Annotated in this window: 27 protein-coding genes and 1 pseudogene; 12 read left to right on the forward strand and 16 right to left on the reverse strand. The window is 66.0% G+C overall.

From position 1 onward, the window contains the following. Nucleotides 1–471, forward strand: a pseudogene (locus MTR62_RS10585) (hypothetical protein); the annotation flags it as partial. 22 nt (nucleotides 472–493) lie between these two features. Here the strand turns inward: MTR62_RS10585 and MTR62_RS10590 are convergent. Beyond that, entirely contained in the window at nucleotides 494–688 is a 195-nt protein-coding gene (locus tag MTR62_RS10590; RefSeq protein ID WP_244020501.1) for a hypothetical protein, read from the reverse strand. A 376-nt stretch (nucleotides 689–1,064) separates the two neighbouring features. On the opposite strand from MTR62_RS10590, the gene thrS reads away from it, so the two are divergent. The 4 genes from thrS to MTR62_RS10610 all read left to right on the forward strand — a co-directional run bounded on the left by thrS (nucleotide 1,065) and on the right by MTR62_RS10610 (nucleotide 7,091). Further along, the gene (gene thrS / locus MTR62_RS10595; protein WP_244020517.1) at nucleotides 1,065–3,125 is read left to right on the forward strand and encodes a threonine--tRNA ligase; all 2,061 of its coding nucleotides are present in this window, start codon (nucleotides 1,065–1,067) and stop codon (nucleotides 3,123–3,125) included. Next, a complete protein-coding gene (locus MTR62_RS10600) occupies nucleotides 3,122–3,796 on the forward strand; it encodes a spermine/spermidine synthase domain-containing protein (protein ID WP_244020519.1) in 675 nt (224 codons plus the stop codon). Before thrS ends, MTR62_RS10600 begins: the two co-directional genes overlap by 4 nt. A 174-nt stretch (nucleotides 3,797–3,970) precedes the next feature. Further along, nucleotides 3,971–5,728: a transferrin-binding protein-like solute binding protein gene (locus MTR62_RS10605; protein WP_244020522.1), complete on the forward strand. Its 1,758-nt coding sequence runs from the start codon at nucleotides 3,971–3,973 to the stop codon at nucleotides 5,726–5,728. Nucleotides 5,729–5,732: 4 nt separating this feature from the next. After that, nucleotides 5,733–7,091, forward strand: coding sequence for a surface lipoprotein assembly modifier (locus tag MTR62_RS10610; protein ID WP_244020531.1), 1,359 nt, complete (start codon nucleotides 5,733–5,735; stop codon nucleotides 7,089–7,091). A 198-nt stretch (nucleotides 7,092–7,289) separates the two neighbouring features. Here MTR62_RS10610 and MTR62_RS10615 read toward each other — a convergent pair whose 3' ends face one another. After that, nucleotides 7,290–7,760 (reverse strand): peptidylprolyl isomerase, encoded by a 471-nt coding sequence (locus MTR62_RS10615; protein ID WP_244020533.1) that lies wholly within the window; start codon nucleotides 7,758–7,760, stop codon nucleotides 7,290–7,292. Nucleotides 7,761–7,953: 193 nt separating this feature from the next. Between MTR62_RS10615 and mgtE the strand changes: the two genes are divergently transcribed. Then, nucleotides 7,954–9,441, forward strand: a complete 1,488-nt coding sequence (mgtE, locus tag MTR62_RS10620; RefSeq protein ID WP_244020650.1) for a magnesium transporter — start codon at nucleotides 7,954–7,956, stop codon at nucleotides 9,439–9,441. A 25-nt stretch (nucleotides 9,442–9,466) separates the two neighbouring features. Here the strand turns inward: mgtE and MTR62_RS10625 are convergent, their stop codons facing one another. Next, a complete protein-coding gene (locus MTR62_RS10625) occupies nucleotides 9,467–9,856 on the reverse strand; it encodes a hypothetical protein (RefSeq protein ID WP_244020535.1) in 390 nt (129 codons plus the stop codon). An 82-nt stretch (nucleotides 9,857–9,938) separates the two neighbouring features. On the opposite strand from MTR62_RS10625, the gene MTR62_RS10630 reads away from it, so the two are divergent. Next, a complete protein-coding gene (locus tag MTR62_RS10630; protein WP_244020536.1) occupies nucleotides 9,939–10,343 on the forward strand; it encodes a DUF1489 family protein in 405 nt (134 codons plus the stop codon). Between the two features lie 420 nt (nucleotides 10,344–10,763). Here MTR62_RS10630 and MTR62_RS10635 read toward each other — a convergent pair whose 3' ends face one another. Both MTR62_RS10635 and MTR62_RS10640 read right to left on the reverse strand, forming a co-directional pair. Continuing rightward, nucleotides 10,764–11,354 (reverse strand): nitroreductase family protein, encoded by a 591-nt coding sequence (locus tag MTR62_RS10635; protein WP_244020537.1) that lies wholly within the window; start codon nucleotides 11,352–11,354, stop codon nucleotides 10,764–10,766. Nucleotides 11,355–11,439: 85 nt separating this feature from the next. Continuing rightward, nucleotides 11,440–12,162, reverse strand: coding sequence for a pirin family protein (locus MTR62_RS10640; protein ID WP_244020545.1), 723 nt, complete (start codon nucleotides 12,160–12,162; stop codon nucleotides 11,440–11,442). Nucleotides 12,163–12,359: 197 nt separating this feature from the next. Between MTR62_RS10640 and MTR62_RS10645 the strand changes: the two genes are divergently transcribed. Then, complete coding sequence (locus tag MTR62_RS10645; protein WP_244020554.1) at nucleotides 12,360–13,265, forward strand: LysR family transcriptional regulator; 906 nt, start codon at nucleotides 12,360–12,362, stop codon at nucleotides 13,263–13,265. 86 nt (nucleotides 13,266–13,351) lie between these two features. Beyond that, nucleotides 13,352–14,137 (forward strand): CAF17-like 4Fe-4S cluster assembly/insertion protein YgfZ, encoded by a 786-nt coding sequence (gene ygfZ, locus MTR62_RS10650; protein WP_244020556.1) that lies wholly within the window; start codon nucleotides 13,352–13,354, stop codon nucleotides 14,135–14,137. Nucleotides 14,138–14,158: 21 nt separating this feature from the next. On the opposite strand, the gene MTR62_RS10655 is transcribed toward ygfZ, so the two are convergent. From MTR62_RS10655 to rplU, 4 genes are all read right to left on the reverse strand, one after another. Then, nucleotides 14,159–14,848: a GNAT family N-acetyltransferase gene (locus MTR62_RS10655; RefSeq protein ID WP_327194399.1), complete on the reverse strand. Its 690-nt coding sequence runs from the start codon at nucleotides 14,846–14,848 to the stop codon at nucleotides 14,159–14,161. Between the two features lie 203 nt (nucleotides 14,849–15,051). After that, nucleotides 15,052–15,627: a GNAT family N-acetyltransferase gene (locus MTR62_RS10660; protein WP_244020560.1), complete on the reverse strand. Its 576-nt coding sequence runs from the start codon at nucleotides 15,625–15,627 to the stop codon at nucleotides 15,052–15,054. A gap of 254 nt (nucleotides 15,628–15,881) precedes the next feature. Next, the gene (rpmA, locus tag MTR62_RS10665; protein WP_244020568.1) at nucleotides 15,882–16,151 is read right to left on the reverse strand and encodes a 50S ribosomal protein L27; all 270 of its coding nucleotides are present in this window, start codon (nucleotides 16,149–16,151) and stop codon (nucleotides 15,882–15,884) included. 26 nt (nucleotides 16,152–16,177) lie between these two features. Then, entirely contained in the window at nucleotides 16,178–16,474 is a 297-nt protein-coding gene (rplU, locus tag MTR62_RS10670) for a 50S ribosomal protein L21 (protein WP_214200850.1), read from the reverse strand. Between the two features lie 379 nt (nucleotides 16,475–16,853). Here rplU and MTR62_RS10675 point away from each other — a divergent pair, with 379 nt between their 5' ends. Further along, a complete protein-coding gene (locus MTR62_RS10675; RefSeq protein ID WP_244020570.1) occupies nucleotides 16,854–17,390 on the forward strand; it encodes a hypothetical protein in 537 nt (178 codons plus the stop codon). Nucleotides 17,391–17,525: 135 nt separating this feature from the next. Here the strand turns inward: MTR62_RS10675 and MTR62_RS10680 are convergent, their stop codons facing one another. The 7 genes from MTR62_RS10680 to MTR62_RS10710 all read right to left on the reverse strand — a co-directional run bounded on the left by MTR62_RS10680 (nucleotide 17,526) and on the right by MTR62_RS10710 (nucleotide 20,932). Next, nucleotides 17,526–17,702, reverse strand: a complete 177-nt coding sequence (locus MTR62_RS10680; protein ID WP_244020573.1) for a hypothetical protein — start codon at nucleotides 17,700–17,702, stop codon at nucleotides 17,526–17,528. A 116-nt stretch (nucleotides 17,703–17,818) separates the two neighbouring features. Next, entirely contained in the window at nucleotides 17,819–18,277 is a 459-nt protein-coding gene (locus MTR62_RS10685; RefSeq protein ID WP_244020658.1) for a molybdenum cofactor biosynthesis protein MoaE, read from the reverse strand. Nucleotides 18,278–18,288: 11 nt separating this feature from the next. Beyond that, nucleotides 18,289–18,543, reverse strand: a complete 255-nt coding sequence (locus tag MTR62_RS10690) for a MoaD/ThiS family protein (protein ID WP_244020575.1) — start codon at nucleotides 18,541–18,543, stop codon at nucleotides 18,289–18,291. 8 nt (nucleotides 18,544–18,551) lie between these two features. Next, nucleotides 18,552–19,571 carry a GTP 3',8-cyclase MoaA gene (moaA, locus tag MTR62_RS10695; RefSeq protein WP_244020577.1) on the reverse strand — a complete coding sequence of 340 codons (1,020 nt, stop codon included), beginning with the start codon at nucleotides 19,569–19,571 and terminating at the stop codon, nucleotides 18,552–18,554. A gap of 8 nt (nucleotides 19,572–19,579) precedes the next feature. Then, on the reverse strand, nucleotides 19,580–19,915 hold the full coding sequence (locus MTR62_RS10700) for a Rossmann fold domain-containing protein (protein WP_244020579.1): 336 nt from the start codon (nucleotides 19,913–19,915) through the stop codon (nucleotides 19,580–19,582). A 9-nt stretch (nucleotides 19,916–19,924) separates the two neighbouring features. Then, nucleotides 19,925–20,296, reverse strand: a complete 372-nt coding sequence (locus MTR62_RS10705) for a dihydroneopterin aldolase (RefSeq protein ID WP_244020582.1) — start codon at nucleotides 20,294–20,296, stop codon at nucleotides 19,925–19,927. Between the two features lie 303 nt (nucleotides 20,297–20,599). Further along, nucleotides 20,600–20,932 (reverse strand): hypothetical protein, encoded by a 333-nt coding sequence (locus MTR62_RS10710; RefSeq protein ID WP_244020584.1) that lies wholly within the window; start codon nucleotides 20,930–20,932, stop codon nucleotides 20,600–20,602. Nucleotides 20,933–21,005: 73 nt separating this feature from the next. Between MTR62_RS10710 and MTR62_RS10715 the strand changes: the two genes are divergently transcribed. Next, nucleotides 21,006–21,212, forward strand: a complete 207-nt coding sequence (locus MTR62_RS10715) for a hypothetical protein (RefSeq protein WP_244020586.1) — start codon at nucleotides 21,006–21,008, stop codon at nucleotides 21,210–21,212. A gap of 302 nt (nucleotides 21,213–21,514) precedes the next feature. Beyond that, a complete protein-coding gene (locus MTR62_RS10720; RefSeq protein ID WP_244020596.1) occupies nucleotides 21,515–22,879 on the forward strand; it encodes a DUF6438 domain-containing protein in 1,365 nt (454 codons plus the stop codon). The last annotated feature ends 155 nt before the right edge of the window (nucleotides 22,880–23,034 follow it).

The raw sequence follows: 23,034 nt of genomic DNA on the forward strand, positions 1-23,034 counted from the left end.
GCACCCTGGCTGGTGCGCGATCCGGCCGCGCGCCAGACCACGCTGCGTGTATTGAACGCCGCCCCGGCGCACGCGCTTGCGCGCCTTGGCGCGCTCGCCGCGCCGAGACCCAGGGCGGCCCCCTCTCCCGATACCCTCTCAGCACCGGTCCCCGCGCGCACCGATTCGCGCCTCACCTGGTTCGCCCGGCTCTACGATGCCGCGCTGGTGTTCGCCTTCGCGGCGGCTTTCGCGGTCATGGTGGTGCGTCGGCGGCACGAAGGGCAACGCGGCCCCGGACGCTGGCTGCTGCCCTATGCCGCCAGCCTCTACCCGCTGCTGGCCGCCCTGCTGATCCCCGCCGCTTTCGTCTCGCTGGCGGGCATGGATGCGGTGCGGCCCTTTGTGTGCCTGGGCGCAGGGTGGCTCGCCGCAGTGCTCTGGCAACGCCTTGCCGAGCGTCGGCGCACGCTGGTCCCGCGACGGCGCTGAAAATCCACTTTTTAATGAAAAATCAGTAAAGTACCGGGCTCGAAATACGCACGAGAACGCGGTTTCCGGTCTCGGTAATGGTGTAAAGCGGCGTCACGCTAAGCTCGAGATCGCGCGCATCGTAGCCCGTGGCGACAACCGCAACGCCGACCAGGCACAGCCCGACGAGCGATGCCGCGACCAGCCGGCCGCGCCTCCCCTGTCTTACCCCGGACATGGTCGTTCTCCCCAATGGACGCGCCGGTTGTACCGCCAATGGCCCCTTGCGGGCAACACGAAACGCCAGCCAGCCGGTCGCCCTGCGCAAAGCGGGTGACAATCGCCCCGCACGCGCCTATAGCGGGCGGCAATGAGCAAGCGTGTGACTACCATCACGACCACCACCACCCGGCGCGCCCGGGCACGGTTGGTTGTGGCCTGAGCCCACGCACCGCCGCTGCCCGGGCTTCGGGCGAAAATGGCGTCATTCTCCCGAATTCAAGCCGATTTAGCTGACGCCGGACCTTGCCGCTGCGCGCGCGCATGTGCCAAAGGGCGCTGAGCCAAGGCACACCGCCACCCCGCGCGCGGCCCAGGAACGAAAGACGAGTTCGATGTCCGAGATGTTCAAGATCAGCCTTCCCGACGGTTCGGTGCGCGAAATGCCCGAAGGCTCGACTCCCGGCGACGTCGCCGCCGCGATCGGCCCCGGTCTCGCCAAGGCTGCGCTCGCCGCGAAGATCGACGGCGAGCTGGTCGACCTCAGCCGCCCCTTCACCGGCGACGCGTCGCTCGCGCTGGTCACCGCCAAGGACGAGGCCGAAGCGCTCGACCTTGCCCGCCACGACTACGCGCACGTGCTCGCCGAAGCGGTGCAGGCGCTCTGGCCCGGCACGCAGATCACCTTCGGCCCTTCGACCGACGACGGTTTCTACTACGACGTGATGGCGCCCGCCAGCCGCGCGCCCTTCTCGATGGACGATCTTCCCGCGATCGAGGACAAGATGCGCGAGATCATCAGGGCCGACAAGCCGCTGGTGCGCGAGGCGTGGAGCCGCGAACAGCTGATCGCCAAGTGGGTCGAGGAAGGCGAGACCTTCAAGGCCGAATGGGCCGCCCAGCTGCCCGACGACCAGGAGCTGACCGTCTACTGGTCGGGCCAGCCGCACTCGGAAGGCGCCTGGCTCGACATGTGCCGCGGGCCGCACCTGCCTTCGACCGGCAAGCTCGATCCGGCCGCCTTCAAGCTGATGCGCGTCGCTGGCGCCTACTGGCGCGGCGACCAGAACAACGCGCAGCTCACCCGCATCTACGGCACCGGCTGGCTCACCAAGAAGCAGCTCAATGCCCACCTCACCCGGCTGGAGGAAGCGGCCAAGCGCGACCACCGCAAGCTGGGCGCCGAGATGGACCTGTTCCACCTCCAGCAGGAAGCCCACGGCTCGGTGTTCTGGCACCCCAACGGCTACGTCATCTACCGCGCGCTCGAAGACTACATGCGCCGCGCGGTCGAAAGCGCGGACTGCAAGGAAGTGAAGACCCCGCAGGTGATGGACGCGCGCCAGTGGGAGCAGTCGGGCCACTGGGGCAAGTACCGCGAGAACATGTTCGTCATCCCCGACGAAACCCCCAACACCGAGGACGAAGGCCCGCTGGTGTCGGACGATGCCGAGTGGATGGCCTTGAAGCCGATGAACTGCCCGGCGCACGTCCTCATCTTCAAGCAGGGCATCAAGTCCTACCGTGACCTGCCCCTGCGCATCGTCGAGAACGGCTGCTGCCACCGCAACGAACCGCACGGCGCGCTCCACGGCCTGATGCGCGTGCGCCAGTTCACGCAGGACGACGGGCACATCTTCTGCCGCGAGGACCAGATCGTCGCCGAAACGCGCGCCTTCTGCGAACTGGCGGACCGGGTCTACAAGCACTTCGGCTTCACCTATGCGATCAAGCTCGCGCTGCGCCCCGAAAAGCGCTTCGGCTCGGACGAAATGTGGGACAAGGCCGAAGAGGAACTGCGCAACGCGGTCGCCGAAGCGGGCCTGGCCACCCCCGAATACGGCTGGGAGGAACTGCCCGGTGAAGGCGCGTTCTACGCGCCCAAGCTCGAATGGCACCTGACCGACGCGATCGGGCGCACCTGGCAGGTCGGCACGATCCAGTCCGACCGCGTCCTGCCCGAACGGCTCGACGCGTCCTACATCGGCGAGGACGGTGCGCGGCACCGCCCGGTCATGCTCCACCGCGCGATCTTCGGTTCCTATGAACGCTTCATCGGCATCCTGATCGAACACTTCGCCGGGCGTCTCCCGGCCTGGCTGGCGCCGGTCCAGGCGGTCGTCGCGACGATCATCTCGGACGCCGACAGCTACGCCAGCGAAGCGGTCGCCAAGCTCAAGGCGGCGGGCATCCGCGTCGAAGCGGACCTGCGCAACGAGAAGATCAACTACAAGGTGCGCGAACACAGCCTCGCCAAGGTGCCCTACCTGCTGGTGGTCGGCGCGCGCGAAGCCGAGGAAGGCACCGTCGCCATCCGCACGCTGGGCGAACAGCACCAGAAGGTCATGAGCCTCGAAGAGGCCATCGCCCTGCTCAAGGACGCGTCCACCCCGCCTGACCTCAAGCCCGCCGTGCCCGCACCGGCCGCCGCCGCACCCGAAGGCGTGGAGGCATGATCGCGCGCGAGCTGCTCGACGCGGCCTGGGTTCCGGGCGGCGAAAAGCTCGAACTGTTCCGGCACGACAAGGACTTCATGATCGTGCTGGGCCACAACGAGCTGATGTCGAGCCGCAAGTGGGGCTCGGAAGAAGCGCTCGCGACGATGAGCTACGAGCGCATCAAGCGCGCCAAGCGCCCGCACATGCTGATCGGCGGCTACGGCATGGGCTTCACCCTGCGCGCCGCGCTCAAGGTGCTGCCCGAAAACGGGCAGGCGACGGTGGTCGAACTGGTGCCCGAGATCATTGAATGGGCGCGCGGTCCGATGAAGGAGCTGGAAGCGGGCTGTCTCGACGATCCGCGCGTCAACCTGGTCATGAACGACGTCGCCCTGCACATCGAGGCGGGCGATGGCGATTACGACGCGATCCTGCTCGACGTCGACAACGGGCCCGACGGGCTCGTGCGCGAGGACAACAACGTGCTCTATTCCAAGGCGGGCCTGCGCGCCGCCAAGCGCGCGCTGACGCCTGAGGGCGTGCTCGCGATCTGGTCCGCCGGCCCCGATCCGAACTTCACCCGCCGGCTCGAACGCGCCGGGTTCGCGGTCGAGGAGCGCAAGGTGCCCGCCCGATCGAACGGCAAGGGCCCCAAGCACGTGATCTGGTTCGCCACAATCCGCGAATAGGCTACACCCATGCGCCAAGGGCTACCCCGCCTGGCTTTCGGCGGGGTTTCCCGCCGCAAGCGGCGGAACGCCGCGCTATTCTAAAAAAATAATATATATCCGCCACATGCACTTGCATCTGAGATAAATAACGTATCAGATACTGAAATCTGCAGCGCAACACTGGCGGGTTTCATGCGCACGACGATTCCTTATTCGATCACCGTTTCGGTGATGACCCTTCTGCTCTGCGCCTGCGGCGGCGGCGGCGATGAAAGTGTCACCTCCACACCCACCCCGGTGGCCACCGCCACGCCCAGCCCGACACTGGCCGACTTGCAGTCCGACGCCGCGTTCGACACCCTTTCCGCGCAAGCTGTCCAGACTCTTTCGGCCGACGATGGCACGGTGACCGCCTCGACGTCCGCGCGCGCCGCGCTCAGCTTCAGCTACGACGCCGCCTCGGACACCTACACCGTGTCCAGCAACGGCGGCACATCGCGTTTCGGTCCGGCCGAATATTCCGGCCTCGACGATGCCGGTCAGGCCCAATATTCCTCCACAACAACCGGCGGGCTCGACAAGCTGACCCTGCTCAACCGCGCCAATATCGGTGATGGCACGCAATACGTCTCGCTGGGCCTGTGGCAGCGCAGGGACACCAGCGAGGACCTGAGCTACGACGTCTTCGCCTATGGTTTTGCCACCGAACCGGCCGACATTCCACTGACCGGCAGCGCAACCTATGACATCACCTTGCTTGGCGTCGTCGCCCCACCCAACGAATTCGTGCATACGGTCCTGGGCGACGGCACGTTCTCGCTGGACTTCGCGCAGGGCCTGTTCAGCCTTTCAGGCGATGCCACCGAATACAACAACGACGCCGACTACTGGACCTGCTGCCACGCCTGGCAGGGAGCGGGTTATCTGTCGTCGAGCGGCAACCTGACCGGCAACTTCGCCTACGACGGGCGCTACGAAACCTATCAGGGCACGGTCCTGGCAACGCTGTTCGGGCCGGACGCCTCCGAAGTCGGCGGAAGCGTGGTGGGCACCAATGTCGATGGCACCGGTTCGTTCAGCGGCGCCTTTGCCGGCACCAAGGCCAGCGATGACACCGACGTCAATTTCAGCGCGCTCGACGACGGCGCCCGCTCGTATTACACGCTGGTTGGTACCACCGTGGCCGCGCTGTTTCCGGGCGAGACCTCCGGCGAAGCCAGCGCCTACTATTTCCCCGACGACTACGGCTCCGTCACCTTCGACGATGACGACGCCATCACGCTGGTGACCGGGATCAGCGACGCGCGTTACAGCGACGTCACCTTCACCCAGGCCGACCTGGTGTCCAGCGACACCCGTTTCGCCATCTACGAGACGAGCAACGCCAACGGTGACTATCGCCTCGAGATGTTCCAGCCCGGCCCCGACAATCCCGAAATCCAGCTGACCTATTCCAGCTTCGGCCACTGGACCGAAACCCGCGCCATCGGCAATCTGAGCGAACAGCAGGTTTCCAGCTGGTTCAGCTACGGCGTGCGCACGCAGGCCGATACGCTTCCCGCCACCGGCACCGCCCACTTCGACGCCACGGTCCTGGGATCGGGCACGCGATACGCCGACATGGCCGCGCTGACGGTGACCGGCACCACCGCGATCGACATCGATTTTGCCAAGGAAACGGTCAACGGCACCTTCGATGCGGACGCCTACACCAGCGCGAACGAGAAGATCGACCTGCCGACGATGACGTTTTCTTCGCAAGGCAACGCCTACGGCTTCGATACCTTACTGATGCAGACGCCCGGCCATTCGTTCGGCTCGATCGAGGGCGCACTCTATGGCCCCTCGGGTGAGGAAATCGGCGGGACCTTCGAGTTCTACACCCCCTCCGCATTGGCCAACGAGGCGGATGCGTCCTACTCGGGCGTCTTCTACGGCAAACGGAACTGATCGCTTGCGCGCCCGCGCGGCGTTCGCCTCCGCCCTCGCCCTGCTGCTGCCCGCCTTTGCCGCGCACGCGGCAGATGAGGTCCCAGGCACGCTCTCCGCATCCCCTGCCGCGCCGCCGGCCACCGTCACGCTAACGCCGGGACAGCTCTTTGCCGCAGCCGACAAGGCCCGCGACAGCGGCGACTATGGTGATGCGCAAACCGCCTACCGCGCGCTGATGGCCAACAAGGACCGGCAGGTCGCGGACGAAGCCCGCTTCCGCCTGGCCCTGATGCTGCACGAGCACCTGTCGCGAACCCGCGAGGCGGCCGTTCTGCTGCGCGAGATACTCGACCATACGCCCGATGCGACGCCCGCACGGGTCGAACTGGCCCGCATGCAGGCCGCCATGGGGCACGTGCGATCGGCCGAACGCGAACTGCGCGCGGCGCGCGCCGCCGGCCTGCCACCGGCGGTCGAGCGGGTGGTCGATTTCTACGCCGGAGCGCTCAACGCGCAGCGTCCTTATGGCGTCAGCTTCGACCTGGCGCTGGCCCCGGACAACAACATCAACCGGGCAACGCGATCCGACACGCTCGGCACGATCATCGGGGACTTCAACCTCAGCAAGGATGCCCAGGCGCAGAGCGGCCTTGGCCTCTCCTCGCGCGGGCAGGTCTGGGGCCGCCTGCCCATCGCCCCGCACCTGACCTTGCGCGCCGAACTCAACGCCAGCGGGTCGTTCTATCGCCAGGATGCGTTCAACGATTACGCACTGGGCGCGAACCTGGGACCACGCTGGCAATCGGGCCGGGACATCCTCGCGTTTTCAGGGACCTACCTCGCGCGCTGGTACGGTGGCCAGCCCTATCTCGACGCCTGGGGGGGACAGGCCAGCCTGCGCCACCCGGCCGGACGGCGCACGCAAATGAGCCTGGAGGCCAGCGCGCAAGTGCGCAACGACCATTTCAGCGACGCGCGCGACGGCACGCTCACAAGTGTTGAACTGGGGCTCGACCGCGCGTTCTCGGCCCGCACCGGCGCCAGCGTGCGGGTGAACGGCGCACGCCAGGGCGCGCGCGATCCGGCCTATGCGACGAAAAGCCTGGGCACCGCGCTCTACCTCTACCGCGAGATGGGCGGCATGACGCTGGTGGGCTCGGCGAGCTATTCGCACCTGGAGGCGGACGAACGTATTTTCCTCTACCCCCGCAAGCGCATCGATAACCGCCTCGCGCTGGGTCTGACCGACACGCTGCGCGCGCTGAAGGTGGGTTCGTTCGCCCCCGTCATTGGCGTGACATACGAGCGCACGTGGTCGACGCTTGAACTTTACGACTACAGCCGGATCTCGGCGCGGTTCGGCATCACGGCAGCGTTCTAGTGGTTTTCGATCTGGTTGCATCAGATCTACCGCTCTAGACTTTTGTTTTGACGCATTTTCTGAACCGTCAGGTAATTCGACCTGACTGAAAAATGCTCCAGGCAGGCTGGCCGATCGCCGGACTTTCAACGAAAAAGGCGCCTCCCTTACGGGAAGCGCCCTTTTGTTCCGGCGCGCGGGCTTGCGCCCGCACAGCCATCAGCCTTCCGAAACGGCGGCCTTGACGATCTTGCCCGGCTCGCGCGGCGGCTCGCCCTTGGGCAGCGCGTCGACGTGCTCCATGCCTTCGACCACTTCACCCCACACGGTGTACTGCTTGTCGAGGAAGCGCGCGTCGTCGAAGCAGATGAAGAACTGGCTGTTGGCCGAGTGCGGGTAGCTGGTGCGCGCCATCGAGCACACGCCGCGCACGTGCGGTTCGGCGTTGAATTCGGCCTGGAGGTCCGGCTTGTCCGAACCGCCCATGCCGGTGCCGTCCGGGCAACCGCCCTGCGCCATGAAGCCGGGGATCACGCGGTGGAACTTGACGCCGTCGTAGAAGCCTTCGCCGGTCAGCTCCTTGATGCGCGCGACGTGGCCCGGAGCCAGGTCGGGGCGCAGCTTGATCTTGACGTCGCCGCCTTCGCCGTTGCCGGTGTCGAGCGTCAGGGTAAGAAATTCATCAGCCATCGAAAACTCCATATGTCCCGCGTCTTGGCGGGCTGCTGGCGAACCGGCGGCAGCGGGGCCGCCCGTTGGTTGAACCGGCCCGATATAGGCGATGGGGCGCCATTGTCACGTTCGGTGTGGACAGCGGGGCGTAATTTCATCCGCAGGCCGCCGCGCTGTTGCAATTGCGAAATTGGTGCGTAGACCCGGCACGATGAGCGAACGGCCACCCCAGGACGACGAGACCCGAGACGACGTGCTCGTGCGCGCCGATCCCGGTGCGCCCGACGGGTCGTCGGAGGCGAGCGCCGAACCCGAAAACGCCGAAAGCGAGGGCGAGACCGAAAGCCTCGACGAGGAGAACATCCTCAAGGCCGACTTCGTGCGCGCGGTCAAGGACGCCTTGTGGGACGAGGATTTCGACCGCGTCTACGAGCTGGTCGAGCCGCTCCACCCCGCCGACATCGCCGACCTGTTCGAGCTGGTCGACGCCGACCAGCGCCTGGTCCTCGCCCGTTCGATCCGCGACCTCATGGGCGTGGAGGTCATCGCCGAGCTGAACGACTGGGTGCGCGAACTGCTGGTCGAGGCGCTGCCGCCCGAAGTGGTCGCCGAGATTGCGGGCGAACTCGACACCGACGACGCGGTCGCGATGCTCGAGGATCTCGACGAGGAGGACCAGCAGGCGGTCCTCGCCGAGATGGAGCCCGAGGACCGCGCCGCGATCGAATCGGCGCTGTCCTACCCCGACGAATCCGCCGGCCGCATGATGAGCCGCGACCTCGTCGCGGTGCCCGAAACGATGACGGTGGGCGATCTCATCGATTTCCTGCGCGAACACCGCGAGCTGCCGACCGAATTCTGGGAAGTGTTCATCGTCGATCCGATGCACCGGCCGCTGGGGACCTGCGCGCTCTCGTGGATTCTGCGCTGCCCGCGCAACATCCCGCTGCACGACCTGATGAAGCGCGAACAGACGCTGATCCCGGTCGACATGGACCAGGAAGAGGTCGCCCTGCGCTTCCAGAAGTACGCGCTGATCTCGGCCGCGGTGGTCGACAGCGCGGGCCGGCTGATCGGCCAGATCACGGTCGACGACGTGGTCCACATCATCCAGGAAGAAGCGGGCGAGGATACCCTGCTGCTTTCGGGCGCGGGCGATGGCGACATCAACGAGCCGATCCTGCTCACCGTGCGCGCGCGCCTGTCGTGGCTGGTGGTCAATCTGGCGACCGCCATGCTCGCCTCCTCGGTGGTCGGGCTGTTCCAGGGCGCGATCAGCCGTTTCGCGCTGCTCGCGGTGCTCATGCCGATCGTCTCGGGCATGGGCGGCAACGCGGGGACGCAGACGCTCGCGGTGGTGGTGCGCGCGATCGCCACCAACCAGCTCACCGATTCGAACACCTGGCGCATGATCGGACGCGAATTCCGCATCGCGCTGACCAACGGCACCGCGCTCGGCGCGCTGATCGGGGTGGGCACCTGGCTGATCTTCAGCAACCCGCTGCTCGGCGCGGTGATTGCCGCCGCGATGGTCATCAACAACCTGGTCGCCGGGCTCGCGGGGATTCTCGTCCCCGTCTCGCTCAACCGCTTCAACGTCGACCCGGCGGTGTCCTCGGCGGTCTTCGTGACCACCGCGACCGATACGATGGGCTTCTTCTCGTTCCTCGGCCTCGCGGTGCTCGTCGGCCTCGCCTGACGCTGGCCTTGAATCCGGGTCCGGCTCAGGCGGCCCAGTTGTAGCGCATCAGCGCCATCGTGAAGGCGAACAGGAAGGCGTAGCCGAAGCGGTCGAGCCGGACGAGCGACTGGCCCTTCCGGACCCGCAGCCGCCCGATCAGCGTCATCGCCGCGCCCGAAAGCACCGGGGTGCCGAGCAGGTTCACCAGCCGCAGCGCCGGGTCGTGGATGGCCGAATGCGGCATGACCAGAAGGCTGAACCCACCGGCCGCCACGCCGCCCAAGGTGACCCAGGCCGCCGCGATCGGCGGCGTGGGCACCCATCGCAACACGCGTCCCAGCCAGCGCAAGCCCTGTTCGAAGCCCACCTCGACCAGAAACTGGAGCAACAGTTCGCCGAAGAACTGGAACAGGAGCTCGAAGAGAAATTCCATTGGTGGCAAGGCCTATAGCCACCGCGCACAGGCGACAAGTCCGGCTCTTTCACCAGGCCCCTGCCATCCCTATCTTGGCGCCATGCCGCTGCACATGACGAAGATCGCCTTTTCCGCCGAGAGCCCCGCCGACTTGCGCGCCTGGCTGGAAAGCCACGCCGGGATCGGCGAAGCGCGGCTGACCACGCGCTACCTGCCCAAGCGATATGAGGAAATGATCGGCGGATCGCTCTACTGGATCTTCGAGCACGCGCTGATCGGGCGTTCGCCGATCCTCGGCTTCGAACAGCGCGAGGCGGACGGGCGCTGGCACATCCGGCTCGAACCGCGGCTGATCCCGGTGGTCACCAAGCCCAAGCGCGCGCATCAGGGCTGGCGCTACCTCAAGGAGGAGGACGCCCCGCGCGATCTGACCGACGGCGAAAGCAGCGGTGACGTGATGCCCCCCAAGCTGGCGCGCGAACTGATGCGGCTGGGATTGGTGTAGAAAGATCCAGTTCGCCCGAACGCCGTGCGATCCGGCACGCCATGGTGCTCGCCGGATGCGACCAAGCGCGCTTGACCGCGCTCAAACTCCCTCAAACTCCCTTTGCGGATCGTTCTCAAGAGTGATACCTAGGGATTGGCCTAAGTATCGATCTGTTCAATTTTGAACATAATTTTCCGAAACTTGCGTCCCATAACAAGTCGCTCTCCCCGCCAAGGGGAACCCGCAACAAGGGGGCCCGATCCGTTCATCCCTGTCGAGAAGGGGATAAACGAACCGGGCCAGGCTCGGCACCTGCCGATGATGATGGTGGAGGTTGGCAGGTGCCGGATTGCCTGACGGAACAGTCCGTCAGGCTAAACCGTAATAAAGACAGGCAAATTCGAAGTCAGGGACATTCGAAGTCAGGCATATTCGAAGTCAGGCGAACGCGCCCGCGCGCGCGATGTCTCCCAGTGGCTTGCGCCCCGAGGGCGCCTCACGATCCTGAAGGAAATCGGGCAGCACGGCCTTGTCGGCCTTCTTCCCGATCACGAAAGCGGCTTCGAGGCGGTGGTCGGCCGGAACCTTGAGCGCGCTCTCGGCTTCACCGAACTTGATCCCGGTCATCCCGTGCGTGTGATAGCCCAGCGCTTCGGCCTGCAACGCCGCGAGCACCCAGGCCGCCCCCGCATCGAAGCTGTGGCTGTGATTGTCCGAATTGCCCTTTTCCGAACGCATTTGCGTGTCGCTCACCACGAAGACCAGCGCCGAGGCGTTCTGCGCCCAGCCCTTGTTGAAATCGATCAGCAGCGAGAGGAACATCTCCCAGTTGGCATCGCCGCGCCGCGCATAGAGGAAGGTCCAGGGCTGCGTGTTGTAGGCGGACGGCGCCAGCCCGCCCGCCTCGAGGATCGCCTCGAGATCCGCCTGCGGCATCTCGCTGCCATCGAAGGCGCGCGGCGACCACCGGTTGACGATCAGCGGTTCGACGCGTTCATTCGCGGTGCGTCCAAGCGATGTGGCAGTCATGATCTTCAATTCCTTGCAAGAATGGCGATAAGGACGGACCTCCCGGCAGCGCCGCGAACGCTGCCTGCCGCAATCGGCACGCGCATCATGCGGTGTCCACCAGGACGATCTCCCCGTCCTCTAGCGCGGTAACGCCGAACGAGGAAAGCCCGGTTATCGCCACCCCGTCGCCCGCTTGCGCCTCGACCGTGGTGTGCGTCTGCGGGTCCGCCACGCGCATCCGGCCCTGGGTCGCGACGAGATAGGCATGGCGCGCGGCCTGGATGTCGTACGTCACGCTCCGGCCCGCCTCGAGGCACGCTCCCAGCACCCGCGCGTCGGCCCGGAGCGGCAGCGCCGGACTTCCCGCATCGCACGGCTGCCCGCTCGCCAGGGCGACCAGCCGTCCCGCGCGGTCACCGCGCGAGAAGTGCCCCCGCGCGGATGTCGGCGCGCCGCCCCGACGATCGGGCAGGATCCAGATTTCGAAACAGCGCGCACGGGTCGCTTGGGCGTTGGATTCGCCGTGGACGATGCCCGCTCCCGCGCTGATGACCTGAATTTCATCGACCCCGGTGCAGGCGCTGTGTCCCTCGGTGTCGGCGTAGGTCACCGCCCCTTCGTGCACGCAGGTGACGATCTCCATGTCGTGGTGGGTATGCGGCGCGGTGCGCGCGCCCGGCGCGAAACGCACGGCGTTCCAGGCCCGAAGCCGCCCCCAATTGGTCCGCGCCGGATCGTGATAGCGCTCGAACGAGAAATGGAACTGCGCCTCGACGCCCGCCTCGCTGGCCGTCCCCAGACTCGCCAGAGGGCGAAGTTCGATCATGCGACACCCTCCTTTCAAGTGGGGAAAACCGGCCGGTAGCGGGGAACGGACCGCACAAAGCGGCCGCCTGCGACAAGGCCGGAAACGACGGGAAAACGGATGGAAGAGGTCCGCCAAGACTGATGCGAGCCATGATAGGGCTTTTATGTTGAACAGAAAATTGCAATAAAATGGATGTAAATGTTCAAGGAAGCTGAATGCCTAATCTCGTTCCGCCCAGCCTCGACCACTTGCGCATCTTCCTCGCCGTCGTCGAGGAAGGCAGCTTTGGCGGTGCGGCCCGGCGGCTGGGGCGCGCGGTTTCGGTGATCAGTTACGCCATCGCGCAAATCGAACTGCAGCTCGATCTCACCCTGTTCGAGCGCGAAGGGTCGCGCCGTCCCAGTCTGACCGAAAAAGGCCGGGCGCTGCTTGCCGAAGTCCACGCCATTTCGGAAGATTTCGACGCGCTGCTGTCCAAGGTACGCAGCCTGCGCCAGGGGCTCGAAGCCGAACTGTCGCTGGTCGTCGACGTGATGCTGCCTGGCCACGTGCTGGCCCCGCTCCTGCGCGATTTCCAGGTCCGCTTCCCCCGCGTGCCACTGCGCCTCCACGTCGAAGCGCTGGGCGCGGTCCCCAGCCTGCTGCTCGAGGAACGCGCCACGCTGGCAATCGCCGGGCCCGATCTGCCCGGCCTCGCCGAACTGGAAACCGAAGTCATCGGAGCCATCGAGATGGTCCCCGTGGCCGCGCCCACGCACCCGCTTGCCCAGCAGGCGCGCATCCGCCCCGGCGACATGCGCAGCCATCTCCAGCTGGTTCTCACCGATCGCTCCCCGCTGACGCGCAACCGCGATTTCGCGGTGATGAGCCAGCGCACCTGGCGCCTTGCCGACCTGGGCGCCAAACACGCCCTGCTGCGCGAGGGCATCGGCTGGGGCGCGATGCCGCGCGACGCCATTACCGCCGATCTTGCCAGCGGCGCGTTGATCGAACTCGCGCTGCCCGAACCGTTCGCCACGAACTACCCGCTGGTCGCGATGTGGCGACGCGATGGACGGCCCGGCCCCGCCGCGCTCTGGGTGCTCGACGAACTGCGCGAACGCCTCACCCCCCAGCCCTGAGCGCTTTACGGCCCCCGCGCCCGACAATTTCGCCCGCAGGGCCGCGAAGCCTTGCGATCGCGCGCGGCGCCCCCATCTCGCAAGGCATGACCGCCACCCGCCTGTTCGACCGCGCCGTGATCCGGCTCGCCCCCCGCCCCGATTCGCACGAGGACGTCGCCGCCTTCCTGCAAGGCCTGCTCACCGCCGACGTGACCAAGGCGCTGCCGGTCTGGACCGGCCTGCTCAGCCCGCAGGGCAAGGTGCTGTTCGACTTCATCGTGTGGCCCTCGGGCAAGGACCTGCTGCTCGATTGCGAGGCGAGCGCGGCCGACGCGCTGGTCCGGCGCCTGACGATGTACCGCCTGCGCCGCGCGATCGACATTGCCCGCGACGATACGCTCGTCGTCCACTGGCGCGCGCAGGAAGGGGACGGCGCGGCGAGCGACCCGCGGCTTCCCGCGCTGGGCGAACGCTGGATTGCCCCGTTCGATCCCAACGATCCCGACGACATCCTGACCGGCGCCGACGCCGCCTGGCGCGCGCACCGGCTTGCGCTGGGCGTGTGCGAGGGGCGCGCCGAACTGGGCGATGGCGAAACGCTCTGGCTCGAATGCAACGCCGCCGAACTCCACGGCGTTAGCTTCACCAAGGGCTGCTATGTCGGGCAGGAAAACACCGCGCGCATGAACTGGCGCCAGAAGGTCAACCGGCGGCTGATCGTGGTTCCGATCACCCAGTCGGACGAAAAGCGCCGCCGCGCCGCCTACAGCGACCTTGGCCTGGCGGTGGACCATCGGCGCATCGATTCGATCCCCGAAGGCTGCGTGCCGTACTGGCTCACGCTCGAACCCGCCGTGCCGGACAGCGATCCGGCGCAGCCCACCGCCTGAAAACCTCGGATATGAACCGCTCTAGGCGCTCAACTGGTGGGGCTGTGCCATGGCCGCCGATCGCGCTTCGGCTCCGCAGCGCGCCAGCCTGACCTCGAAGCGGTGGACCGCGTCGAACCCGCCGCACTGCGCGCTGAAGCGCTCCTCGACCTGATAGGTATCCTCGAACCCGGCGGCGAGCAGGACGCGTGCGTCGGCTTCGCTGTCGAGCGGGGTATGCGCCACGATCTGGCGATGGCCCATCGCCCGCGCCTGGTCGAGCATCGCCCGCACCGCCTCGCTCGCAAAGCCGCGGCCGCAGAAACGCGCCTTGATCCAGTAGATCAGCTCCACCTCGCCCGCGACGTCGATCAGCCCGATACTGCCCACCAGCTGCGGGCCACCCGGCGCGCGCAAGTAAGCCATGAACTGGGGCAGCCGCGCGCTGCGCGGTCTTTCCAGAAAACCGCGTATCTCGCTCAAGGAGCGGGGCAGGTCAGGCACTGTCAGTGTTCGCGGCATGGCTTCACCGTTCAGGGCCTCGAACATTTCGTCCAGGTCCTCCGGCCAGCCGGGCCGCATAAACAACCTCTCCGTGCGGATGAACATTGTACGTCTCTCCGTCGTTTTCTTTTCCGCAGTTCGCCCTATGCAACATTCTATTGCGCATTGCACGAAGTTTACGGTGAAAAGAGCCTCCTCGATGCCCGAACAGGTCTGGCGAGAGGACATTAAGAAGATGGTAGCGCCCAACTAGGGAGGGCTGCGCCTCGCACAGTCCCGGTGGGGGGCACTCGGCGATTCGCAAACCATCGCAGCGCACGGACGTCCGCCAGCCCACGCCCGACGCCGCTCCTGCGCGCCGATGAACCGCCGCCTGGCGTCTTGTATGCGCGCGAACCAAGCCGGACCGGCCGGAGCGATCCGGCCGGCGTTCAGGCCGCCTTGCGACAGGGAATCAGATCGGTCGATCCATCGCCGCCGCCTTGTCCGGCAAGGTCGACCGCGTATTCGAGCGCGGCGTGCGAACCGCCGCGCCCGGCACTGAACAGCTCGAGCGTGCGCCCGGTCGGGCGAAAGCCGATCTTGCGCAGCACCCGGCCCGAAGCCGGGTTGTCGATGAAGTGGCGCGCCACGATACGCCGGTGGCCGAGCGTGCGGGCAAGATCCACCACCGCACGGCCCGCCTCGCTGGCAAAGCCCCGGCCCCAGGCCTCGCGCGTGATCCAGTAGCCCAATTGCGGGGCACCGCCCGCAAAGCCGGGCGCACGGGTGAGCCCGACGCAGCCGACCAGCTGCGTCCCGTCGCGTCCGGGCAGGGTGATCAGGAAGCGCGGCAGCGCGTGTTCGACCGGAAGGTCGAGGAACTGCGCGGCATCGTCGGGGGTATAGGGCCAGGGGACTCGTGACAGGTTGTCGATGACCGCGCGATCGGCAATCGCCCGATGCAGGTCATCCCGGTCTTCAGGCCAGCCGGGCCGCAGAAAAAGCCGCGCGCTGCGGATGAACATGGTGTTTCTCCATTTTTCGGCCCCGAACAGGCATTTAACGCTTGCCTGTGACATTGAAGTTACACGTTCGTTTCAGGCGAACGCGTCCGGGGACAGAGGCGCCCGGCAGCGCGAGCCGCCCGGCATGCGGGGAAAATGGAGGGAGAAACGCAAAGAGGGAGACAGGCCGTGGCCCTCTCCCTCGTGCAGCCGAGAACTCCTAGGAGCTTCGGCGGGGCCATCCCGTCAGGATGGCCCTTATAAAGACCATCCGCTTATTCGGCGGCTTCAGCCATGGCGTCGACCGACACGTACTTGCGGCCGAGTTTGCCATCGTGGAAGCGCACGCGACCTTCGGTCAGCGCGAACAGGGTGTGATCCTTGCCCATGCCGACGTTCACGCCCGGATACACCTTGGTGCCACGCTGACGGATGATGATGTTGCCGCCGATCACTTCCTGACCGCCGAACTTCTTGACGCCAAGGCGGCGGCCAACGGAGTCGCGGCCGTTACGCGACGAGCCGCCTGCTTTCTTATGTGCCATCTCGTTTTCCTTTCGAAATTCGGCGCTTAGCCGACCGAGGTGATGCGAAGCAGCGTGAGCTGCTGGCGGTGGCCGTTCTTGCGACGGTAGTTGTGACGACGACGCTTCTTGAAGACGATGACCTTCTCGCTCTTCGCCTGGGCGATGATTTCGGCCGAAACCGAAACCTTCGAGGCGTCGAGGACTTCACCGTCCTTGCCAGCGATCAGAACATCGCCCAGCGTAATGGTCTCACCGGCTTCACCAGCCAGCTTTTCAACCGCGATCTTGTCTCCGGCGGCAACCCGATACTGCTTGCCGCCCGTGCGCACTACTGCGAACATGGTGCCCTTACCTAATCTCGTGTATGCCCGAAACGAGCCGAAACAATTGCTTTTGCCCCGGCCGCTTTGGTCCAACGAGGAACCGTGGGAAGCCTAGCGGGCGACGCACCGACAATCCGCTCAAATCGGTGATTTGTGTGCGGGATGCCGGAAAGAGAGCGAGCCGTTAGGGCAAGGGTCGATTCGTGTCAACCGCTCAGTAGGCCTGCCCATGCGTTTGCGCGGCTTTGGCACGCAGAACGGCGGCTGTGCAGCGCTGCGGCGGGCCAATCGCGATTGGGCCTCGTCCACCCGAGCGGCATGATCGGGCCGCTCTTTGCCGCTCAGGCCGAATCGATTCGGTATCGATCCCCACCGCGAGCGTGCTATGGCGACCGCCATGGACTGCCGTTTCGTTCGCCTCGCCCGCACCCCGCTCCTTCTGGCCCTGCCGCTGCTGAGCGCGGCCTGCTCGACATCGGCCGACTACCCCTCGCTCTCGCTGCGCAAGGCCGAAACGCAGATGCGCGCACAACGCGCCGCCAGCGACAACGCCGCAACCGCGCCCGCCCTGCCCTCGGCCGATACCAACCTGACGACCCGGCTGGCCGGGCTGGTCGCCGTCGCGCGGCAGGCCGACGCCAGCTTCGCCAGGCAGCGCCCTGTGACCGAGCGCGCAATCGCGGCCGCCGGTGCGCCCGCGAGCGATTCGTGGAGCCTGGCGCAAGTTGCGCTCTCGCAATTGCAGTCGAGCCGCTCGAGCGCGATGACCGCACTGGCCGACCTCGACCAGCTCTATGTCGACGCGCGCGAGGAATCGCCGGTCACCCCCTCCCCCAAGGCCGAGGCCATCGCCACCGCGCGCGATACCGTGGCCGCCATCCTGGCCGAGCAGGATTCCACGCTCGATACGCTGTCCGCGCGCCTGGGCGCCTGAGGCCACCGCCGGGCCACGCCCCGCAATCTGCCTTAGAAACAAACAAGAAAACCCCTCTTCCCGCAATGGAAAGAGGGGTTTCCCGAACGCCTGAACCCACAATCGCCTGCAAGCCCCCCGGCACCGGCGCTGCGTTCAGACGGCGATGGCAACCTTGGGCACTTCCCGCTTCGGCCACGACCAGCCCATGGCCGAAGGTTTCCCGAAAAATGCTTCGGCCTGCCGCAAGCCGCCCCGCCAGGGAGCGGCCCGATGCGCTGCTTGAGGAGGACTTTGCGGGGATTTGCGGGCGAAGGAATTGATGCGGGTCAAACCCCGCGCGATTTCCTTACGCATACCCAACCTTGTCGGGTTGGAGGCCCAGTAGAGATGCCGTGGAGGTGCCGTGGAGCCGCGGTGCCGGTCGCGCCCACGGACCGTGCGGTCGATCAGGCGGGTGTTTGCGCCTGCCAGCGCGCAATATCTTCATAATCCTGGGCGCGCGGCTCGATCCAGCGCCAGGTTCCAGCGACTTTCTCGCGCTTCCAGAACCACGATTCGCTTTTAAGATGGTCCATCGCGAAATCGGCCGCGGCAAAGGCGTCGCGCCGGTGGCGCGCGGCGGCGGCCACCAGCACGATCGGATCGCCCGGCTCCATCACCCCGGTGCGGTGGATCACCAGCAGCCCGTCGAGCGCCCAACGCGCGTGCACGCGCGCCGCCAGATCCTCCATCGCGGGCAAAGTGAGCGGTTCGTAATGGCGCAGTTCGAGCGCCTCGACCCCTTCGCCCACGCGCACCTGCCCCAGAAAGCTGACCACGCCGCCCGCCTCGGGATGCGCGCGCGTGAAGGTGTTCAGCGCGTCTGCCGGATCGAACGCACGGGTCGCGAGCCGGACACGGGCCACGGGCAGGCTGCTCATCCGCCCGAGACCGGCGGCAGGAAGGCGATCTCGTCGCCATCGCGCAGGACCGGGACATCCCTGTCCTGCACCAGGACCCCGTTGACCGCGAGCTTGACGCGCGGCGCGCGCAGCGCCTCGGCCAGCGTCGGCTCGAGCCCGTCGATCACGCCGTCAAGCGTGTCGGACAACGTATCGGACAAGGGGATCGCCCGCGCGCTGCAGCCGGCCACATCCTCGAGCTTGCCCAGAAACACCAGATTGATCGCCATCGCCCTGGTCAGCCCCCGGTCATCGACATATGACGCGAAAGCGCCGGAGCCGCCCCCGGCTGCGTGATCGCAAAGGCGTGGCGCTGGGGCTTGATGCGCATCGCGGTGTCGAGCGCATCGCCCAGCAGCGCCTGCGGGTCGTCTCCCCGCAGCGCCGCCCGCAGGTCGACCTGCTCGGTCCCGCCAAGACAGGCAAAAAGCTGCCCGGTCGCGGTCACCCGGATGCGGTTGCAGCCATCGCAGAAATTGTTGGTGAGCGGGGTGATGAGGCCCAGCCGCCCGCCGGTTTCGGCCACGTCGAAATAGCGCGCCGGGCCGCCGGTGCGGTGCGCGCTGGGCGTCAGCGTCCAGCGCTGCTCGAGCCCCTCGCGCACGGCGACAAGCGGGAGATAGTGGTCGAAGCGGTCCTCCTCGATCTCGCCCAGCGGCATGACCTCGATCAGCGTGACTTCGTGCCCCTGCGCGTGCGCCCAGCCGATGATCTCGGGAATTTCGGCCTCGTTCACGCCCTTGAGCGCGACCACGTTGAGCTTCACCGCCAGCCCTGCCGCGCGCGCGGCGCGCAGGCCCTCGAGCACCTGGGGCAGCGAATCGCGTCGCGCCAGCCGCACGAAGGTATCGCGATCAAGCGTGTCGAGCGAAACGTTGACCCGGCGCACCCCGGCCTCGACCAGACCGTCCGCGAATTCCGCCAGCCGCGTGCCGTTGGTCGTGAGCGTGAGTTCGTCGAGCCCGCCGCGATCCCCGCTCGCCCCGATCGTGCGGCCCAGCGCCTGGACCAGCTCCATCATGTCGCGCCGCACCAGCGGCTCGCCGCCGGTCAGCCGGATCTTGCGGATGCCGCGCGCGATGAAGCCCAGCGAAAGCTCGTGCAGTTCCTCAAGGCTGAGCACGTCCTTGCGGGGCAGGAACTGCATACGCTCGGGCATGCAGTACGTGCAGCGCAGATCGCACCGGTCGGTCACCGAAAGGCGCAGGTACGTGATCCGGCGCTGGAACTGATCGACGAGAGGTGCGGGACGGGTCATTCAGCCCCTCATACCATCGTCGTCGCGCCATGGCTATCGAGTGCGAACAGTTGCCCCGTGATCGCCCCGGTCGCCTCGATCCAGCCGCGCGTGGCCTCGAGCGCGGCGCGGCTGTCGGCCTCGAGCGCGTTGACCCGCGAGGGTGCGTAGCGGCGCGCCAGCCCCTGCACCACCGCCCGGCGCCAGGCGCGCTGCTCGATCAACGCGGGTTCGAACACCAGCGTCAGCGGATCGGCGCCGCCGCCCAGCGTCGCCTCGATCGCGGGCAGCAGACGGGCGTGAAAATCGGCCGCCGCGTCCAGAGGGTCATCGCTCAGCGGACCGACATAGAGCAGCTCGCCCATCGCCCGCCCTCAGCGCCGGTGGCGGGTCAGCGTGATGCCGATCTTCTCGCCCGCCTCGGCGATCGCGAGCTTGACGATCTTCACGGTGACCGCGCTGATCCGCGCGTCCTGCAGGAACAGCGTGTCGCAGACATGATCGGCCACCGCCTCGATCAGCGTGAAGTGCACCCCCTCGGGCAGCGCCTGCGACGCGGCGAACTTGAGGTCCATGTAGTTCTTGCTGGCGGCGAGCGGGGTATCGGGCGTGTAATGCGCGATCGGCGCCAGCGCCACCGAGATGGTGAAGCGCAGCGGCTGCGGCTTGCCGGTCTCTTCGGAGTAGATGCCGGTGAGGACGTCCTGTTCGAAGTCCGCGATTTCCAGAATGAGCGAATCGGTCATGCGCGCCCCTTAGTGCGATTTCGAAGCCGAGGAAATGCGCACGCCGATGCGCGCATGGGCAAACACACCCGTGCGAAGGCCGCCTAGAGCATTTTCCAGTCAGGTGGAATCACCTGACGGTTCAGAAAATGCGTCAAAACAAAAATCTAGAGCGGTCGATCCGATGCAATCGGATCGAAAACCGCTCTAGCGCTTCTTCCTGGTGATCGGCGCGTTGAAGTCCGGCTCCTTCTTCGCCACCCAGGCGACGAACTTGGCGATCGNTAGAGCGGTCGATCCGATGCAATCGGATCGAAAACCGCTCTAGCGCTTCTTCCTGGTGATCGGCGCGTTGAAGTCCGGCTCCTTCTTCGCCACCCAGGCGACGAACTTGGCGATCGTCTCGTCGTCGAGCAGACCCTGCACGTTCATCCCGAACCGCTCGAGCTGCGAGTTGGTAAAGTGGGTGATGATCGTCTTCTGGCAGATCGGATGCATCGGCACGGTCTCCTTCCCGCCCCGGCTCTTGGGGATGGGATGATGCCACACGATCTCCGACCCGGTGGGCCGCCCGCATAGCCAGCACGGCACCGGCGGCGGCGCCTCGGCCTCGGGCTCGTCGTCCAGTTCCCAGTCATTGCGGCGCTTGCGGGCCATCGGCGGTCCTTCGAATAAACTTGATCGACGCGCCTGTTGGCATAGAGCGCCCGCCTACAACAGGACTTATTGCATGACCGACCCCGCCCCCGGCGACAAACCCGACACCCTCCCCCGCCCCCAACGCCGCCTGCTGGCCCGCCTGTTCAACGCCCGGACCCAGCCCGTGGTGGTGAACGAACACGAATTCCTCACCTTCCAGCAGGCCAAGCGCTACCTGCTGTCGCTGGAACCCGATGCCCGCGAGGCCGCGTATCAGGCGATGAAGAAGCAGGGATGAAGACCAAAAAAGGTTTCGAGGGCCATCGCCCTCGAGCTCCCCGGACTTGGTGAGCTTGGGGTGCGGTCTTGAAGGCGTGCGTGCGTTGCGGGGAGAGCGGCAGCTCCGCGCCCATCCAAGTCGTTCGACAGCGATTTCGCCGCGCTGGAAAGCTGACATTCAAACTATGACGGGATTTGGGACTAACCAGCCGGTCGACACCGCGACTGACGTTGTCGGGTTATCGCCAAAAGTGGCCATTCCGAGCCACTTTTTCCAGATCAGTTCTGCCGCTATGCTCCGAACGATTCAACAGGGGCTCAATGCCGATGAAGAAGCCAATTGTGCTAGTGACATTTCTAGTTATCAGCTTGGCAATCATCTGGTCCTGCGCGGCTGGCGCAGAGCCAAAGGCAATTGACCAATCAAAGGTTGCGATCACTCTTGAGCGATCCGCCTGTTTTGGTCCCTGTCCGGTTTACAAGGTCACGATCCACGGAGACGGGCGCGTGGTATTCACGACAGCCACAGAACCCGTAGATCAAGTGGATGAGGTCCACCGACGCTTCGCACAATCTGACGGCGTCCTATTGCTTGGCACCCATGAAGACAGGATTTCTGCCGCCGATGTCACGGCACTCATTGAGAAATTCCAAGCAGCCCGCTTCTGGAAGCTACGCAATGCCTATCGAACGCCTGTCTCCGACAGCCCGACATATCTGGTTACCTTTGATACAGGGAAATCCCGGAAGACGGTGATCGACTATGTTGGCGGCCAAAGCGGCATGCCGCACAGCGTGACTGAACTCGAAGAAGCAATCGATCAGGTTGCTGGAACGGACAGATGGGTGCGCGGCACGCAAGGCTTGCTGCCATGGCTTGAACAGACAGGTTTCGATTTCCACTCGGGAAAAGCTGCTGAGTTGGCCGTATCGGCCGCATTCGGCGAGGGCGCGGAGGAGACTGTTGTCGGCCTTATTGACCGAGGGGCGCCGTTGGACGACAACGCGACAACAAGCGGCAGTTGGAGCGCATCCCCAATTGTCCCGACGAAATCCGCAGGCATTCTCATCACGGAAAGTGCGATCAAGCGCGGCCAAGCGAAATTGTTTCGCCACATGGCTGCGGCGGGATGGCTCGAAAAAATGGGCAAAAGCAATGCCGCACAGGCCTTTGCGCGATATGCTGCGGGCTGCTCGCCCCAGTTGGTTGATGCTGTGGCAGACGCAGGAATTGATATCGACGCTGGCGGGCAACGCAGTGCGGACGATGACCCAGACGGTCCTCAGGGTAAGACGGCATTGTCGGAACTGGCGGGTTCCTACGCCTGCGAGGGGCGGGAAGCGGATCGCGTGAAGACCGCTGAGCGGCTTCTGGCACGGGGGGCCAATCCCAACAGTCGCGACAGCCTTGGACGAACGCCATTGTATGGGGTCGAAAATCTCGACCTGTTGAATTTACTGCTTCAACACGGCGCAGATGCCACAGCGAAAAGCAAGGACGGGCAAAGCATGGTTTTCGGCAGTTGGACGGATGCCATCGTCCTTCGCCTTCTTGAAGCTGGCGCAAGTCCTGCTGGCCACTACGATGTCGATGGCGTCAGAACTTTGGCAGAGCAGGCAAAATACCGGAAAATGCCGCTCGTGGCGAAATGGCTCGCTGCCCACCCAGAGGCGTACCGTCGATAGACGAAGGACGTTGCGCCGCAGACTCTTGCCAATGGCAGCTATCACCAAAAAAGTGACGTTTGCGCCAGCACAGGGAACGCCGTGACCTGGGGCGGCCGCCGACGCCGCGTGAGGGTCAGCTATCCTCGCGACCCAGTTCCGAACCCGACATTCCG

The sequence above is a fragment of the Novosphingobium organovorum genome (assembly GCF_022832435.1).
Classification (GTDB): Bacteria; Pseudomonadota; Alphaproteobacteria; order Sphingomonadales; family Sphingomonadaceae; genus Novosphingobium; species Novosphingobium organovorum.